This is a genomic window from Thalassospira tepidiphila MCCC 1A03514 (genome assembly GCF_001662875.1).
GTDB classification, from domain to species: domain Bacteria; phylum Pseudomonadota; class Alphaproteobacteria; order Rhodospirillales; family Thalassospiraceae; genus Thalassospira; species Thalassospira tepidiphila.
In genome coordinates, this window is the sequence record NZ_JPVZ01000002.1 from 13,720 (window position 1) to 28,957 (window position 15,238).

The following is a 15,238-nucleotide window of genomic DNA, read 5'->3' on the forward strand; positions in this document are numbered from 1 at the left end:
GGCACGGCCCCCTATTCGTGATCGGCCTGTGCCGGAACAAATAGGGTTTCCTTGGCCGTCGACAAGGCAATTTCCGGCAGAACTTCGACGACGCCGGGCATTTCCTTGATCGTGTCGGAAATAAACGATTCCAGATGGCCGGTATCACGCAGGCGCAGTTTGACGAGAAAATCAAAGCGCCCGGTCATGTGATGGCATTCCAGCACTTCATCGGCCTTGATCAGGGATTTGACCAGTTTCTTGTTGCCCTTGGCCGGATCGGTACGCAGCCAGACCATTGCGGTCAAGGCACGGCCAATGGCGTGCGGATCGACCGAAATGCGATAGGCCTGAATAATCCCCTGTTCGCGCAGCTTGCGCACACGATCATTCACCGCAGAAACAGACAGCCCGACCTTTGTTCCCAAAACCGAATAGGACAGTGATGCGTCTTCCTGCAGGATGTCGATCAGTTTGCGATCAATTGCATCCATTTATCTTCCCCCTGAATGGATTTTGCTGATTGCCTTGATCTTACACGAAAAACGGGTGTGCGCGAACTGTTCGCCAAATTTGCCGGGTCTGCCATGCGCCGCTGCCATGCGATATCCCGTTCGCGAGACTGGATTTTTTCCGGATAGCTGCGTAAACCTTTACTTGTAATGATTTTACATCGCCCCGCCTCTGACAATGCAGCCCTGATGGGCGCCCTTCTTATGATCAGTGCTGCAATGTGTTTTGCGGTAATGGCGGTTTTTATCCGCTATGTCACAGCAGACCTGCATCCGTTCGAGGCATCGTTTTTCCGTAACCTGTTCGGATTGTTGCCAATGGTGCCATGGATGGTGCGTCATGGCGCGAGCGGATTAAAGACCGAGCGGTTCAAGCTGCATTTTCTGCGCGGGGTGCTGGGTTTCGGAGCGATGTCGTGCATTTTTACCGCCCTTTCGCTATCACCCGCCGCACAGGTCATTGCGATCAACTTTACCCTGCCGATCCTGACCACGGTTCTGGCCGCCGTTGTGGTGCGCGAAACCGTGCGCGCGCGTCGCTGGAGCGCAATTGCGATCGGTTTTGTCGGGGCGATGATTGTGATCCGTCCGTTTGGCCAAAGTTTTGAGACCGGTGCGATCCTGGCCCTTGGCGCGACGGTTTTCATGGCGTGCGCGATGACCACGGTCAAAATGCTGTCACGGACAGAAAGTGCCAATGCCATCGTAACCTGGATGGGCCTGATCATGACGCCGCTGTCGCTGATCCCGGCGCTGATATACTGGCAGGGGCCGACCGTCTGGCAATTGTTCATCCTGTTGATCATTGCCGTGACCGGAACGGCGGGGCAGCAATTACTGGTGCGTGCCTATCGCACGGCCGATCAGTCCTATGTCATGATTTTTGATTTCCTGCGCCTGCCCTTTGTTGCGGCCCTGGCCTATGTGATGTTTGGCGAGGTGGTTGATTTCTGGACCTGGGCCGGGGCGGCCTTGATCATTGGATCAGCACTTTATATCGCGCGGCGTGAGGCGGTTCTGGCCAAAAGGGCCAAGAGAGAAGCCAACCTGCCGACCACAGCACCCGCCGATCCGCAAGCCATCCCGGTAACCCGCGTTGATCGGGATGCCAGCGCAAAGGACAAGCCCGATGCGTGAATGGTTTAACGGACTTCCGCCCTATTTGCAGGCAACTGCCTTTGGCCTGATGGCATCGATCAGTGCGGCGATCTTTTCGGTGTTTGTCCGCCTTGCGACCGAGCATATCGATCCGTTGCAGGCGGTGTTTTTGCGCAATTTCTTTGGGCTTTTGTTCATCGCACCGATTGCGTTGCGGGCCGGATTAACGCCGCTTAAGACCAAGCGTTTCCCGATGTTCTGCCTGCGTGCGGTTCTGTCGATGGGGGCGATGAGTTTCTGGTTTTCGGCGATTGCCTATATGCCGCTGGCCGAGGCGACTGCGCTTAATTTCACCGTGCCACTATTTGGGACCATTCTTGCCGCGATCTTTTTGGGTGAGAAAGTTCGCAAATACCGGATTGCCGCCTTGTTGGTCGGTTTTGGCGGGGTGCTGGTGATCATTAGGCCGGGCAGCGAAACCGTGCAACTGGCAAGCCTGTTTCCGATTGCCGCCGCAATTTGCATGGCCAGCGCGGGATTGACGATCAAGTCACTGTCGCGGACCGAAAACCCGACCGCCATCATCCTTTACATGATGATGCTGACCACGCCCCTGACCCTGATCCCGGCATTGTTTGTGTGGGAGACACCGAGCCTTGAGGTGCTTGGCCTGATGGTGGCGGGCGCGTTCATGGCCAACATCACCCAGCTTTGTAATACCAACGCCTTTCGGGTTTATGATTACAGCTTTGTGATCGGGTTTAATTACCTGCGCCTGCCCTTTGTCGTCGGTATCGCACTGGTGATGTTTGGCGAGGTTCCGGAAATCTGGCTGGTGCCGGGTGCGGCCCTGATTATCGGATCCGCACTTTATATCGCGCGGCGCGAGGCGAAGCTGAACCGCGAAGCCAACCGGATCAAGCGCGGGCTTTCAGCCACGGCAAGTGATCTTGACCCGCCGCCGTCCAACAGGAAGTCGTGACAGCATGCGGGCATGGTTCAACACCCAGTCCGATGTGATGCGGGCAAGCTTTTTTGCGCTGTTTGCGGCCATTCTGGCGGCGTGTTTTACGCTCACCATCCGCTATGCCACCGAGGAACTGCATCCCTATCAGGCGGTGTTTTTGCGCTTTGCCTTTGGCCTGATCCTGATTTTGCCGATGGTGATGAAGCGCGGGATTGGCAGCCTTGCCACCAAGCGCCTGCCTTTGTTTGGCTTGCGCGGCGTGTTGTCGGCAGCAGAGATGTGTTTGTGGTTTATGGCGGTGTTGTATTTGCCACTGGCCGAGGCGACGACGCTTAATTTCACGGTACCCCTGTTTGGCACCATTCTGGCCGCGGTTATTTTGCGCGAACAGGTGCGCATTCACCGCTGGCTTGCGATTGTTATCGGGTTTGTCGGTGTGGCCCTGATCATTCAGCCGGGGTCTGATACCATGCAAGCGGCCAGCATTTTACCGATTGCGGCGGCGATCTGCATGGCCAGTGCCGGGTTGATCACAAAGCGGTTGGTGGTAACGGAGTCCACCACATCGCTTTTGTTTTATCTGATGATCATCACCACACCGGTTTCCCTGATCCCGGCATTATTCGTCTGGCAGACGCCAAGCTGGTCTGCACTTGGCCTGATGGCGGTTGCCGCCCTGATGATGAATGTGATGCAGGTTTGTAACGTCAAAGCCCTGCAACTGGCCGATTACAGTTTCTTTGTCGGGTTTTCCTATTTGCGTTTGCCGATCATTGCGGTGCTGGCGCTGATTCTGTTTGGCGAAGTGCCCGATATCTGGATCCTGCCCGGCGGGGCTATGATTATTGGCGCTGCGATCTATGTCGCCCTTCGTGAGCGCAAGCTTGCCAAAGCCAGATAAGGGTCGACGACGCGTCACCCATCACCCGTCATAACCCCGCAAACTGTTATAGCGCGCGATTTGATCGGGGCTCAGGATTTCCGGGGTCTTGAGGTGAGTCGACAGATGGACATAGCGCAACCGGCCCAAACTTTGGGTGATGGTGTTTATCAGCCCTTCGAGTTCTTCTGCGGTCAGGCCGCCGGCCTTGAATGCCGCGTCCAGGGCGACTTCAGCCTCGATCAATCTGTTGCCGGCAATGATCGCGTTTTCTTTCATGTCGGCATAAAGCGCGGTGATGGCGGCATGCTGGTCTGAAGACAACGGGATCTGAGCAGACAGTTCGAGCAAATGGGCAGGCCCCGGCACGCCATTCAGTTCGGCGGCCTTGGCCAATCCCCAACCACCGCCCTTTCGCAGTTCCGCCATATCGTCGGCCGACAGGCTTTTGACCGGGCGATGTTGTTGACCGACATAGGGTGATGGCGTGCTTGCGTCGCTGGCCATGTTACTGCCGCGCTGCGCATTGTCGGTGCGATGCATGTGGGCATTCCCCTGTGCATGGGCCGTTAACGGGATGGTCAATCCGAGCAGGATCAAGGCGGGAAACGCGACCCGGAATGCGATTTGCGACAGGCGGGGGAGAATAAGCATGGCAACACCTTTTGGTTTGAATGAACGCCAAGCTTGAAACAGGTCAGCCAATTGTCACATGATAGATATCATGTCGGTATCAATCTTTGATCTTCTCAACCGTTTTCATGGCAGGCTGTATGATTACAGCCCGCCCAAGGTCCTGTTTCGCAAAGGCGACCCGGTCGAGCATCTTTTCCTTATTCTCAGCGGGGAAATGCGGCTGGCACGGTTTTTGGAAAACGGCGACGAGATTGTTTTGCAACGCGCTGGACCGAACAGCGTTTTGGCAGAGGCATCATTGTTTTCGCATTACTATCATTGTGATGCTGTCTGCCATCAGGATGCGCAGGTCAAAATGATCCGCAAACATGATGTTGAAGCCCATCTTGCCGATAACAATCAGATGGCACTATCGCTTGCCGCGCATCTGGCGCGCGAGGTGCAGGCAACCCGCCAGCGGGCAGAGATTTTGCGGCTTCGCACAGTCGCTGAACGGCTTGATGCCTGGATCGCCTGGCATGACGGGGTGCTGCCCGAAAAGGGCAATTGGCGGGTGATTGCCCTTGAAATCGGTGTCAGTCCCGAAGCACTTTATCGCGAGATCGCGCAGCGCCGCTAAGCCGATCTGACGGACCAGTTTTGGACACCCGACAAGGTTAAATCGGCGCTTGCCCGTTAAAGATATAATTTGGTATACAAATACCAAATTAATCAGAAGAACGCGCGTCGGGAGGCTTCACGTCATGCAAATCAAGGGTTCGATTGCCATTGTTACCGGGGCTGCGTCCGGTCTTGGTGCGGCAACCGCCGAGACACTGGCGAATGCCGGGGCGCGGATTGCGGCATTTGATCTGAATGAAGACGGTGCCAAGGCCACAGCCGAGAAATTGGGTGGTGTTGGCTATGGCGTTGATGTTTCGAACGCGGAGAGTGTCGAGCAGGCGGTTGCAAAGGTGCAGGCGGATCTGGGCACGCCATCGATCCTTGTGAACTGTGCCGGCATTGTCCATGGCGAACGCATTGTCGGGCGCGACGGCCCCGCCGATCTGGCCGCGTTTTCCAAGGTGATCACGGTCAATCTGATCGGCACATTTAACATGATGCGGGTTGCCGCCAATGCGATGAGCCAGAATGACCCGAATGATGCCGGCGAACGCGGGGTGATTATCAACACCGCATCGATCGCGGCCTTCGAAGGGCAGATCGGGCAAGCGGCCTATGCCGCGTCCAAGGGCGGGGTGGCATCCCTTACCCTGCCAGCCGCACGTGAGTTGGCGCGCCATGGCATTCGGGTTGTCTCAATCGCACCGGGCCTGTTTGGCACGCCGATGTTAAAGGGCCTGCCTGATGAGGTTCAGGAAAGTCTGGCTGCCAATACGCCATTCCCGAAACGGTTGGGCGACCCGTATGAATATGGCCGTCTGGCGATGCATATCTGTGAAAATGAAATGATCAATGGCGAAACCATTCGCATAGATGGCGCGGTCCGGCTGGAACCGAAATAGTCCCACACGATTTCGTTTCTTTATCCCGCAGCCAATGCGCCCTGCCGTCCCCCAGCGGCAGGGCGCAATTCATTTGGCAGGGCTTATTGCTTATTGACCAGAAGCCGTTTGGCAAAAGGTTGCCAGATCAATGTCCTTTTGCGTCACACCACCAGCATCGTGGGTGGTCAGCGTCATTTCGACCTTGTTATAGACATTGAACCATTCGGGATGGTGATCCATCTTGTCGGCCATGAGTGCCACCCGCGTCATGAAGCCAAACGCGGCATTGAAATCGCCAAACTTATAAACGCGCTTGATCGACAGCCCGTCATCGGCAAGCGCCCAACCCGAAAGAGCGGTCAGCGCCTTTTCGATGGTGGATTTTTCAAGTTTGCTCATATCTTGTGCCTCCTTAATGTTGGCCACTTGTCTTATGGACGCAGTCTTCTGCGCGCATTGGAACATAAAAACCAGCGCAACCCAAATCGGTCTATGTCAGCAAGCCTTGCACACGTGATTGCAGCACCGGCAAAAGGTCGGCCTCAAACCACGGGTTCTTTTTCATCCAGGCGGTGTTGCGCCAGCTTGGATGGGGCATGGGCAGGATGCCGTCGGGCAGGAAATCGGCAAAGTGATGCACGGTTTCGGTCATGGTTTTGGCCCGGCGCGGACCGAGATAGCGTTCTTGCGCATATTGCCCGATCAGAAGGGTCAGGCCGATATCGGGTAAATGGCGCATAAGGGCATCATGCCATGTCGGCGCGCATTCCGGACGGGGCGGCAAATCCCCACCACGATCAAACCGGCCGGGATAACAAAACCCCATCGGCATGATGGCGAGTTTGGCCGGATCATAAAAATCATCGACCGAAAGTCCCAGCCAGTCGCGCAACCGATCACCGGACGCATCGTTCCAGGGCAGACCGGTTTCATGCACGCGGGTGCCCGGCGCCTGCCCGATCACAAGGATGCGTGCCGATTTTGCCATGCGCACCACCGGGCGCGGCCCAAGTGGCAACTGTTCGGCACAAATCCGGCAGGCCCGGACCTCAGACAGCAACCGATCAAGGGCAGCGTCCCCGCCCATTGGATCAATTTCGGGCAGTTTTCCGGTTAAACCCGGCATGGGTTATTTCACCTCGGCGTCGTCAATCACCCATTCCTCGGTCGCGGCATCGGCGTACCATTCCTTCATTTCCGGCAGGGCAAGGATGGTTTCGATATAAGCATTGCCAATCGGATCAAGGCTTACGCCATAGGTTTTGAACCGCGTTACCACCGGTGCATACATGGCGTCCGCAATCGAGAAATGCCCAAACAGGAAATCGCCACCCTGCCCATATTGGGTGCGGCACATCTTGAAGATTTCAGTGATGCGGTTGATGTCCTTGTCCACGCCTTCATTGCGCCCCAGACCGGGCAGGCTTTTGCGGCAATTCATCGGCATGGAGCTTCGCAAGGGCCCAAACCCGCCATGCATTTCAAGCGAGACGGCGCGCGCAATCGCCCGCACATCGATATCAAGCGGCCAGAGCATGGTGTCAGGCTGGCTGTCGGCGATGTATTCGAGAATGCCAAGCGCCTCCCAGATGGTTTTGGTGCCATCAAAGTAGGCCGGGACCTTGGCCGTGGGCGAAAAGACCGGCGCCTTGGCATGCCATTCTTCGGAGCGGAGCGGTACGAGCTTTTCCTCAAACGCCACACCGGCAACGCGCAGGCCAAGCCAGGCGCGCAGCGACCAGGAGGAATAGTTTTTATTGCCGATATAAAGCACAGGAAGGTTTTGCATTCTGGGACCTTTGGCGGTTGGCGCGATTGGCACATTTGATGACAGCGGCGAATACTATCTGGCCTTTGGGTGCCGGGTTCAAGCCAGACGTTCAAGCCGGACGTTCAAGCGTGGCTTTAAGCACAAAGCAGTGTTGGATTATGTGAATGAGTTTTGACCGCGGGGGATGGCAGCCGTAAGATCGGGTCACATATCTTGTGAACACATATTGCCGGTTCGTTTTGCTTGGGCAGTTGGTCTTTGGCCGCTGCCCTTTCAGTCGACCGTCACGTATTACCAATCACTCGTCACCCGTCACCAGCAGGGATGCCTTAAATTGTACGACCACATCATCGCCAACGATCCTTCTGCCAACCCGATTACCATCTCCCCGATTGCCGAAAGCGGTTTTGAAAGCTGGCTTGCCCAGCAGCCGGACGCGACCAAGTCGTGGATTGCCGCCAACAGCTTTGAGGGCAAGCGCGGTACGCAGCTTTTGCTTCCCGGCAAAGACGGCGCGGTTGGCAGCGTTCTGGTTGGCTATGTCGATGATGCCAAGGCGATCTGGGATTTTGCCGGTTTGCCAAACGCCCTTCCGGCTGGGACCTATGCGCTTTCTGATGATCTGACGGAAAAGGATGATCTTTATGAAAAGGCCGCCCTTGGACTTTATCTGGGGGGCTATCGGTTTGATCGCTATCGCAAGGATGACGGCAAAAAGGACAAGCGCGCCAAAATCGCCCTGCATGACATTGAGGCCGCCAAGCGGGCCGAAAACATTGCGCGCGGCATCGGCCTTGCGCGCGATCTGATCAATGTGCCTGCCAATGACATGGGCCCGGCCGAACTTGAAGAAGCCGCCAGAGGCCTTGGGGCGGAATTTGGTGCCAATGTCAGTGCGATCGTCGGCATGGATCTTTTGGCCCAGAACTACCCGGCCATTCATACGGTCGGCCATGGCAGTGATCGCGACCCGCGCCTGATCGACCTTACATGGGGTGATGAAAGTGCGCCGAAAATCACGCTGGTGGGCAAGGGGGTCTGTTTTGACACCGGCGGCTATGACCTGAAGCCATCGAGCAACATGCTTTTGATGAAAAAGGATATGGGCGGTTCGGCACAGGTTCTTGGCCTGGCACGCATGATCATGGCGGCCGACCTTCCGGTGCGGTTGCGCGTTCTGATCCCGGCGGTTGAAAACATGGTGTCGGGTCGGGCCTATCGCCCGAGTGATATTTTGCAAACCCGCAAGGGCATCACGGTCGAGGTTGGCAATACCGATGCCGAAGGACGCATCGTTCTTTCCGATGCCCTGACCGAAGCAGCATCAGAAGATCCGGACATGCTGCTTGATTTCGCAACCCTGACCGGTGCGGCACGTGTTGCGCTTGGCCTTGGTTTGCCGGCCCTGTTTTCCAATGATGATGATCTGGCCAATGGATTGATGGAAACCGGGATGACCGAAAATGATCCGCTGTGGCGGTTGCCGCTGTGGGATGATTATCGCAGCCAGCTTGATAGCAAGGCAGCTGACATGAACAATATTTCCGGCAGCCCGTTTGGCGGGGCGATCATTGCCGCCCTGTTCCTCGATCGCTTTGCCGAAGGCGCCAAAAGCTGGGCACATATCGATCTGATGGCCTGGAACCCGTCTGACCGTCCCGGTCGCCCGACCGGCGGCGAAGCACAGGGCATCCGGGCCGCCTTCAAGCTGATCAAGGATCGTTACGGTAAGTAAACTAACCGTAAATTCAATTTTTTGGTAATTAGGCCTTTGACATCATGGCAGGGGTCAGGTAGAGATTACGTATTCGTAACAAATAAATTGTTGGGCACGAACATGTCGATCGAGATCAAAGCGTCTCAGGCGCTTGACCTTTGGCGTATCGCGATTGTTGAGAGTGTGCGTCGGGACTCCCCCGACCTGTCGGCCCGACAGATGGCCTTGTTGCTCAGCGTTTACCTGACCCCGGCGCCGCATACGGTACGCGGCCTTTCCGAGGCGCTTAATATCTCCAAACCGGCCATTACCCGTGCGCTTGATCGCCTGAGCTCGCTTGGCATGGTCAAACGCAAGGTCGATGAAGAAGATCGCCGTTCGGTTCTGGTTCAGCGGACGGTCAAGGGATCGGTCTTCCTGCGCGAATTTGGCGATATCATCGTCGGTGCGGGTCTCGAGAGCGAATAATCCGGCCCCAGAAACAACCAAAAACAAATCGACAAGCGTCTGACCTCAGACCGCAATTGACGCCCAAAGCCCGTTTCCAAGGCCACGTTTCGCAAAATCGGCCAATTAGGGCAGCAAAACTTCCCCATTTTAAATGCAGTAAATCTGATATGGCAAAAAATCGCTATATACAGACCAGTTGGTTTGTATTCGCGCCAATCGGCGTGTTGTGCGCGTGATATTTTCCTTCGTTAAATCAATGATTTATCAGAGATTCTAATACAAAAGACCGGGCAAAACGACGTTATGGTGCCGATGGCTGGGTTATCGCCTGCGCCGGGACCTGGTGGGTGTCCGCCATGGTTTCGGGCACCTCAATCAGCGCCAAAAGCCCTGCGGCAACGATCAAAACGCCACCTGACAGCCGTGCAATGACGTTATTGCCACCGCGGCGCACCAGCCACGGCATCAGTTTTGCAGCCCCCATCGCGTAAATCATTACGAAACTGTAATCAAGTGTCACGAAGGTGACGCCAAGGATCAGCAATTGCGGTGCGAGCGGTTGGGCTGGATCGACAAATTGCGGAAACAGCGCCCCGAAAAAGGCAATCGCCTTGGGATTTCCAGCTGCGACCAGAAAGCCTTCGCGGAACAGGCGCAGCCCGTTTGCCGGCTCAAACCCCACCTGATTATTCGTTTCGATACCGGTCTTGATACTGATTTCCCTGGGCTTGCGAAGGAATGACATCAGCCCGATGACGAGCAGAAAACCAACGCCACACCATTTGACGATGGCAAAGGCGGTTGCCGATGTCGCCAGGACAGCGCCCAAACCAAGGGCCGCAATCAGCATCTGGATCATGTTGGCGGTGACATCACCCAAGGCCGTCATCAAGGTCGGCCGCGCGCCATAACGCAGCGCATGCGACATGCCGATCAGGATGCTGGGTCCGGGCGACATTACGACGAGGAAGACAAGCAGGGTGAAACTGAGCCAGATTTCAAACGACATGGTGGGGCAACTTTGGTGACAAGTCTGGTGACAACTCTGATGATGGTGGCCCCGGATATCACAGCAGCAAGGATCGACAAGTGCCCGTTTGACAATGGCCCATGCGCAGGCTGCGACGCATGAGCATCGATACGCTTATCAGGCTAGGAGTTTGGTTATTTGCGTGGCTTGGCGTCACCCGGCCAGAAGTCATAAAACATGCGGATCTGAACCGAACGCAGGGTATCAGGCGGGAGAACGCCCTGACCGGTGCGCAAAAGTTTGTTTTGCAGGGCCGCGAAATAGCGGTTCGAGACCGGCTGGAACGGGCTGAAGGGTGGTTCCTTGGCAATTTCCTCGCCATTTTCTTCGGCCAGTTTGGCGGCTTCGGCTTCGGCGGCGAGTTCTTCCTCGGTCTTGGGGGGTGGTGGCGGCAGAAGGCCGGGGGCTGTATATTTAAAGCCGCGCTTGCCCGGTTCGCGGTTTTCAAAGCGTTGCTCGGTATCGCGATACATCAGGCGTTGCAGATCGACCAGAAAGGCGTTGATGACCTTGGGCAGGCGTTGCTCGATAACGTCCACTGCCTGCCTGTTGGTGGCTTCCAGCCAGATGTTGAAAACGATCTGACGAATGGTGCCGCTGTTGCGCAAGACAATCGTCAGCGACACCGGATCAGGCACAACAACCGTATCGGGTATTTCAGGAACGGCAGGTTCTTTGGGTTCTTCGGTGTTGGCTTTGTCTGCAGAGGCGGTGCTGGCGCGGGCCGTGGGGGTCGCCATTGAAAACACAGCAAAGCACAAAGCCATGATCAGCACATGGCCGCAAAGACGATGTCCGGTTCGATTTTTGATCGCACGTGACAACATATTCAACCTTAAACCTGCCTTTATAGTCCTGTTATTATTGCCTTTTCATATGTTGTACCCGATCTTGATCCGGAATGCTGCCCCTAGTTTCTGACAAATTCCTTACCGGCTGCTTTGAGATCAAGAGCCGCGGCCAGCAGAGCCTTGGTGTAGGGCTGTTGCGGGTTATCAAACACATCGGCAGCAGCCCCGCTTTCGACCAGTTTGCCGTTCTTCATGACCATGACACGGTGCGACAATGCACGCACAACGCGCAGGTCATGACTGATGAACAAGTATGCCATCTTATGGCGTGCCTGCAAATCACGCAGCAGTTCAACGATCTGGGCCTGTACGGACATATCAAGGGCCGATGTCGGTTCATCGAGTACGATAAAGCGGGGTTTTAAGACCAATGCACGGGCAATCGAAATGCGTTGACGCTGCCCACCGGAAAATTCATGCGGATAACGATCCATGGCATTTTGCGGCAAGTCGACTTCGTCAAGCGCCTCGGCAATACGGGCTTCGCGTTCGCCCTGGGTCAGGTCGGGCGCGTGGATTTCAAGGCCTTCGCCAACGATCTGGGCGATCGACATACGCGGGCTAAGCGAGCCAAACGGATCCTGAAACACCACCTGCATATCACGGCGGAGCTTGCGCAAGTCAGCACCGGAAAAATCGCGAATGTCCTGACCTGCAAAGCGGATGTCGCCGGTTGATTTCAGAAGCCTGAGGATCGCCATGGCAAGCGTGGTTTTACCCGATCCGCTTTCACCAACGATGCCAAGGGTTTCGCCCTGCTTAAGGCTCAGCGAAATCTGATCAACGGCGTGCAAATAATGATCGGGCCGCCCAAGGATGCCCTTGCGGCCAATCGGGAACTGCACATGGATGTTGCTGGTTTCAAGCAGCTCGGTTGCGTTTTCGGGTAATGCCGGGGCTTCGCCACTGGGAACGGCCGACAGCAGCTTTTTGGTGTAATCGTGTTTGGGATCGTCAAACAGCGCGCGCGCCTGCCCTGCCTCGACAATTTCGCCGTCTTTCATCACACAAACGGTCTGCGCCATTTTCTGAACGATTTGCAGATCATGGGTGATCAAGAGCAGCGCCATGCCAAGCTTGCTTTGCAGATCCTTGAGCAGTTCAAGAATTTGCGCCTGAATGGTCACATCAAGGGCCGTGGTTGGTTCGTCGGCAATCAGCAGTTCCGGTTCGTTGGCAAGCGCCATGGCGATCATCACGCGCTGGCGCTGCCCGCCGGACAGTTCATGCGGCAGGGCTTTTAGCCGTGACGCCGGATCGGGAATACCGACAAGTTCAAGCAATTCAAGGATGCGGGCACGCGCCTTGGCGCCGCGCAGGCCTTTGTGGAGCAACAATACCTCGCCCACCTGCTTTTCGATATTGTGCAGCGGGTTCAGCGAGGTCATCGGTTCCTGAAAGATCATGGAAATCCGGTTGCCGCGGATCGCACGCAGCGTGCGTTCCTTGGCCCCGACCATTTCCTGCCCGTCAAAGATGATGGATCCTGACGGGTGGCTGGCGCGCGGATAAGGCAGCAATTGCAAAATCGAAAGTGCGGTGACCGATTTGCCAGAACCACTTTCCCCGACAAGGGCCATGGTTTCACCGCGATCCAAGGTAAAGGACACATCCTTTACCGCCGTGACGTCAGCGAATTTGACCGAGAGGTCGCGAATAGCAAGGAGCGGCTGATGGGCGGATTGCGCTGTCATTGTCCTACTCCTTAAAACGTTTTACGCGGATCAAAGGCATCACGCACCGCTTCGCCGATGAAGATGAGGAGGCTGAGCATGGTTGCGATGGCAAAGAAGGCGGTAAAGCCAAGCCAAGGCGCCTGAAGGTTGTTCTTGCCCTGTGACAGCAGCTCGCCCAAGGACGGGGAGCCGGGCGGCATGCCAAGCGACAGGAAGTCGAGGGATGTGAGTGCGACAATCGAGCCATTCAACACGAACGGCAGGAAGGTAATGGTTGCGACCATCGCATTGGGCAGAACATGGCGATACATGATCCGGGTGTCGGTCATGCCAAGTGCACGTGCAGCCCGGACATATTCGAAATTACGTGCACGCAGGAATTCGGCACGGACGAGCCCCGTCAAACTCATCCAGCTAAACAGCACCAGAATGAACAGAAGCGTCCAGAAACCCGGCGCAAACAGGCTGGCCAGAATGATCAGGATGAAAAGCTGTGGCAGGCCTGACCAGATTTCGATCACGCGCTGGAAGCCAAGATCGACCCAGCCGCCGAAATAGCCCTGCACAGCGCCAGCCGCAATGCCGATCACGGAACTGACCGCGGTCAGTGCCAGACCAAACAAGATGGAAATCCGGAAACCGTAGATCAGGCGTGCGAGAACATCGCGGCCCAGTTCATCCGTGCCCAGCAAATGGCGCATTGAGGGCGGGGCCGGTTGCGGTTCGCGCATTTCAAAATCGATGGTGTCATAGGAAAACGGGATCAAAGGCCAGATGGCGAAGCCGTTTTCGGCGATCTTGCCCTGAATATAGGGATCATAGAAATCAGTCTCGACATCGAAATCGCCGCCATAGGCCGTTTCGGGATGGTCGGAGATGATCGGCACGTACCAATCATCGCCATATTTGACGAAGATCGGTTTGTCATTGGCGACCAGTTCGGCCATCAGGCAAATGACAAACAGGATGGTAAAGATCACAAGCGACCAATAGCCACGCTTGTTGGATTTGAAGTTTGACAGGCGGCGACGGTTGAGCGGTGAGAGAACAGCATTGAACATGATCAATTCCCCCGCGCTTCGAAGTCAATCCGTGGATCCACCAGATGATAGCTGAGGTCACTGATCAGGTTCATGATCAGGCCAAACAGCGTGAAGAAATAAAGGGTTGCAAACATCACCGGATAATCACGCGTCATCACCGCGTTAAAACCAAGCAGGCCCAGACCATCAAGCGAGAAGATCACCTCGATCAGGACCGAACCGGTAAACAGCATGCCAACCAGTGCACTGGGGAACCCGGCAATGATCAGAAGCATGGCGTTGCGGAAGACGTGGCCATAAAGCACGCGCTTTTCCGTCAGGCCCTTGGCACGGGCGGTCACGACATATTGCTTGTTAATCTCATCCAAAAACGAGTTCTTGGTCAGCATGGTCAGCGTGGCAAAACCCGAAATCGTGAGCGCAATGATCGGCAGGGTCAGATGCCAGAAGTAATCAACGATCTTGCCCCACAAGGACAGCTGTTCCCAGTTTGACGATGTCAGTCCGCGCAACGGGAACCAGTCAAGATAGGCCCCACCGGCAAACACCACGATCAGCATGACGGCAAACAGGAAGCCCGGAATGGCAAAGCCGACAATGATCGCAGCCGACGACCAGATATCGAAGTTCGAGCCATCGCGCACCGCCTTGGTAATGCCAAGCGGGATCGAGATGATGTAAATGATCAGCGTTGACCAGATGCCCAGCGAGATCGAAACCGGCATCTTGTCGATCACAAGATCGACCACATCGCGATCCTGAAAATAGCTTTGGCCGAAATCGAAGGTCAGATAGTTCTTCATCATCATCCAGAAGCGTTCATGGGCCGGTTTGTCAAAACCGAACTGTACTTCGAGCTGTCTGATGACTTCGGGATCAAGCCCCTGCGCGCCGCGATAGTTGGATGTCGATGAGAAGTTGTTACCAGATGCCGAGGATGAAGCAGTACTTCCACCGCCGCTATCGCCGCCCTGATTGGTGATGCGGGCGGTTGAAGAAACAGCCGTTCCCTGAAGCTGGGCAATCACCTGTTCAACCGGGCCGCCGGGGGCAAACTGAATGATCGCGAAGTTCAACAGCATGATGCCAAACAGCGTGACCGGGATCAGAAGCAAACGCCGAATGATATAGTTCAGCATGG

Annotated in this window: 17 protein-coding genes; 7 read left to right on the forward strand and 10 right to left on the reverse strand. The window is 55.8% G+C overall.

Annotated elements, in window-relative coordinates; genetic code table 11:
• Nucleotides 1–11: 11 nt before the first annotated feature.
• Nucleotides 12–473 (reverse strand): Lrp/AsnC family transcriptional regulator, encoded by a 462-nt coding sequence (locus TH4_RS04045; protein WP_008888499.1) that lies wholly within the window; start codon nt 471–473, stop codon nt 12–14.
• Between the two features lie 207 nt (nt 474–680).
• Here TH4_RS04045 and TH4_RS04050 point away from each other — a divergent pair, with 207 nt between their 5' ends.
• From TH4_RS04050 to TH4_RS04060, 3 genes are read left to right on the forward strand one after another with little or no spacing between them, the layout of a single operon-like run.
• A complete protein-coding gene (locus TH4_RS04050; RefSeq protein WP_280806644.1) occupies nt 681–1,628 on the forward strand; it encodes a DMT family transporter in 948 nt (315 codons plus the stop codon).
• The gene (locus TH4_RS04055) at nt 1,621–2,571 is read left to right on the forward strand and encodes a DMT family transporter (protein WP_063086684.1); all 951 of its coding nucleotides are present in this window, start codon (nt 1,621–1,623) and stop codon (nt 2,569–2,571) included. Before TH4_RS04050 ends, TH4_RS04055 begins: the two co-directional genes overlap by 8 nt.
• A 4-nt stretch (nt 2,572–2,575) precedes the next feature.
• Nucleotides 2,576–3,457, forward strand: coding sequence for a DMT family transporter (locus TH4_RS04060; protein ID WP_064780050.1), 882 nt, complete (start codon nt 2,576–2,578; stop codon nt 3,455–3,457).
• 21 nt (nt 3,458–3,478) lie between these two features.
• On the opposite strand, the gene TH4_RS04065 is transcribed toward TH4_RS04060, so the two are convergent.
• Nucleotides 3,479–4,090 carry a hypothetical protein gene (locus TH4_RS04065; RefSeq protein WP_157097705.1) on the reverse strand — a complete coding sequence of 204 codons (612 nt, stop codon included), beginning with the start codon at nt 4,088–4,090 and terminating at the stop codon, nt 3,479–3,481.
• Nucleotides 4,091–4,160: 70 nt separating this feature from the next.
• Here TH4_RS04065 and TH4_RS04070 point away from each other — a divergent pair, with 70 nt between their 5' ends.
• Both TH4_RS04070 and TH4_RS04075 read left to right on the forward strand, forming a co-directional pair.
• Complete coding sequence (locus TH4_RS04070) at nt 4,161–4,691, forward strand: Crp/Fnr family transcriptional regulator (RefSeq protein WP_167351194.1); 531 nt, start codon at nt 4,161–4,163, stop codon at nt 4,689–4,691.
• Nucleotides 4,692–4,815: 124 nt separating this feature from the next.
• Entirely contained in the window at nt 4,816–5,577 is a 762-nt protein-coding gene (locus TH4_RS04075; RefSeq protein ID WP_064780052.1) for an SDR family NAD(P)-dependent oxidoreductase, read from the forward strand.
• Nucleotides 5,578–5,667: 90 nt separating this feature from the next.
• Here TH4_RS04075 and TH4_RS04080 read toward each other — a convergent pair whose 3' ends face one another.
• From TH4_RS04080 to TH4_RS04090, 3 genes are all read right to left on the reverse strand, one after another.
• Nucleotides 5,668–5,958 carry a 4a-hydroxytetrahydrobiopterin dehydratase gene (locus tag TH4_RS04080; RefSeq protein ID WP_064780053.1) on the reverse strand — a complete coding sequence of 97 codons (291 nt, stop codon included), beginning with the start codon at nt 5,956–5,958 and terminating at the stop codon, nt 5,668–5,670.
• Between the two features lie 91 nt (nt 5,959–6,049).
• Entirely contained in the window at nt 6,050–6,685 is a 636-nt protein-coding gene (locus TH4_RS04085) for a uracil-DNA glycosylase family protein (RefSeq protein ID WP_064780054.1), read from the reverse strand.
• Between the two features lie 3 nt (nt 6,686–6,688).
• On the reverse strand, nt 6,689–7,348 hold the full coding sequence (locus TH4_RS04090) for a glutathione S-transferase family protein (protein WP_064780055.1): 660 nt from the start codon (nt 7,346–7,348) through the stop codon (nt 6,689–6,691).
• A 316-nt stretch (nt 7,349–7,664) separates the two neighbouring features.
• On the opposite strand from TH4_RS04090, the gene TH4_RS04095 reads away from it, so the two are divergent.
• The gene (locus TH4_RS04095; protein WP_064780443.1) at nt 7,665–9,065 is read left to right on the forward strand and encodes a leucyl aminopeptidase family protein; all 1,401 of its coding nucleotides are present in this window, start codon (nt 7,665–7,667) and stop codon (nt 9,063–9,065) included.
• A gap of 102 nt (nt 9,066–9,167) precedes the next feature.
• A complete protein-coding gene (locus tag TH4_RS04100; RefSeq protein WP_008888509.1) occupies nt 9,168–9,515 on the forward strand; it encodes a MarR family transcriptional regulator in 348 nt (115 codons plus the stop codon).
• A gap of 283 nt (nt 9,516–9,798) precedes the next feature.
• Here the strand turns inward: TH4_RS04100 and TH4_RS04105 are convergent, their stop codons facing one another.
• The 5 genes from TH4_RS04105 to TH4_RS04125 all read right to left on the reverse strand — a co-directional run bounded on the left by TH4_RS04105 (nt 9,799) and on the right by TH4_RS04125 (nt 15,236).
• Entirely contained in the window at nt 9,799–10,506 is a 708-nt protein-coding gene (locus TH4_RS04105) for a LysE family translocator (protein ID WP_064780056.1), read from the reverse strand.
• A gap of 155 nt (nt 10,507–10,661) precedes the next feature.
• Nucleotides 10,662–11,267 carry a hypothetical protein gene (locus TH4_RS04110; protein WP_245227730.1) on the reverse strand — a complete coding sequence of 202 codons (606 nt, stop codon included), beginning with the start codon at nt 11,265–11,267 and terminating at the stop codon, nt 10,662–10,664.
• 170 nt (nt 11,268–11,437) lie between these two features.
• Nucleotides 11,438–13,072 carry an ABC transporter ATP-binding protein gene (locus TH4_RS04115; RefSeq protein ID WP_064780058.1) on the reverse strand — a complete coding sequence of 545 codons (1,635 nt, stop codon included), beginning with the start codon at nt 13,070–13,072 and terminating at the stop codon, nt 11,438–11,440.
• 11 nt (nt 13,073–13,083) lie between these two features.
• Nucleotides 13,084–14,115, reverse strand: a complete 1,032-nt coding sequence (locus TH4_RS04120; protein WP_064780059.1) for an ABC transporter permease — start codon at nt 14,113–14,115, stop codon at nt 13,084–13,086.
• A 2-nt stretch (nt 14,116–14,117) separates the two neighbouring features.
• Complete coding sequence (locus tag TH4_RS04125; protein WP_064780060.1) at nt 14,118–15,236, reverse strand: microcin C ABC transporter permease YejB; 1,119 nt, start codon at nt 15,234–15,236, stop codon at nt 14,118–14,120.
• Nucleotides 15,237–15,238: the final 2 nt, after the last annotated feature.

What these genes read in the sequence shown, in the direction of transcription:
- TH4_RS04045 (WP_008888499.1), bottom strand. Translation starts at nt 473, where the DNA reads ATGGATGCAATTGATCGCAAACTGATCGACATCCTGCAGGAAGACGCA.
- TH4_RS04050 (WP_280806644.1), top strand. Translation starts at nt 681, where the DNA reads ATGGGCGCCCTTCTTATGATCAGTGCTGCAATGTGTTTTGCGGTAATG.
- TH4_RS04055 (WP_063086684.1), top strand. Translation starts at nt 1,621, where the DNA reads ATGCGTGAATGGTTTAACGGACTTCCGCCCTATTTGCAGGCAACTGCC.
- TH4_RS04060 (WP_064780050.1), top strand. Translation starts at nt 2,576, where the DNA reads ATGCGGGCATGGTTCAACACCCAGTCCGATGTGATGCGGGCAAGCTTT.
- TH4_RS04065 (WP_157097705.1), bottom strand. Translation starts at nt 4,090, where the DNA reads ATGCTTATTCTCCCCCGCCTGTCGCAAATCGCATTCCGGGTCGCGTTT.
- TH4_RS04070 (WP_167351194.1), top strand. Translation starts at nt 4,161, where the DNA reads ATGTCGGTATCAATCTTTGATCTTCTCAACCGTTTTCATGGCAGGCTG.
- TH4_RS04075 (WP_064780052.1), top strand. Translation starts at nt 4,816, where the DNA reads ATGCAAATCAAGGGTTCGATTGCCATTGTTACCGGGGCTGCGTCCGGT.
- TH4_RS04080 (WP_064780053.1), bottom strand. Translation starts at nt 5,958, where the DNA reads ATGAGCAAACTTGAAAAATCCACCATCGAAAAGGCGCTGACCGCTCTT.
- TH4_RS04085 (WP_064780054.1), bottom strand. Translation starts at nt 6,685, where the DNA reads ATGCCGGGTTTAACCGGAAAACTGCCCGAAATTGATCCAATGGGCGGG.
- TH4_RS04090 (WP_064780055.1), bottom strand. Translation starts at nt 7,348, where the DNA reads ATGCAAAACCTTCCTGTGCTTTATATCGGCAATAAAAACTATTCCTCC.
- TH4_RS04100 (WP_008888509.1), top strand. Translation starts at nt 9,168, where the DNA reads ATGTCGATCGAGATCAAAGCGTCTCAGGCGCTTGACCTTTGGCGTATC.
- TH4_RS04105 (WP_064780056.1), bottom strand. Translation starts at nt 10,506, where the DNA reads ATGTCGTTTGAAATCTGGCTCAGTTTCACCCTGCTTGTCTTCCTCGTC.
- TH4_RS04110 (WP_245227730.1), bottom strand. Translation starts at nt 11,267, where the DNA reads ATGGCGACCCCCACGGCCCGCGCCAGCACCGCCTCTGCAGACAAAGCC.
- TH4_RS04115 (WP_064780058.1), bottom strand. Translation starts at nt 13,072, where the DNA reads ATGACAGCGCAATCCGCCCATCAGCCGCTCCTTGCTATTCGCGACCTC.
- TH4_RS04120 (WP_064780059.1), bottom strand. Translation starts at nt 14,115, where the DNA reads ATGTTCAATGCTGTTCTCTCACCGCTCAACCGTCGCCGCCTGTCAAAC.
- TH4_RS04125 (WP_064780060.1), bottom strand. Translation starts at nt 15,236, where the DNA reads ATGCTGAACTATATCATTCGGCGTTTGCTTCTGATCCCGGTCACGCTG.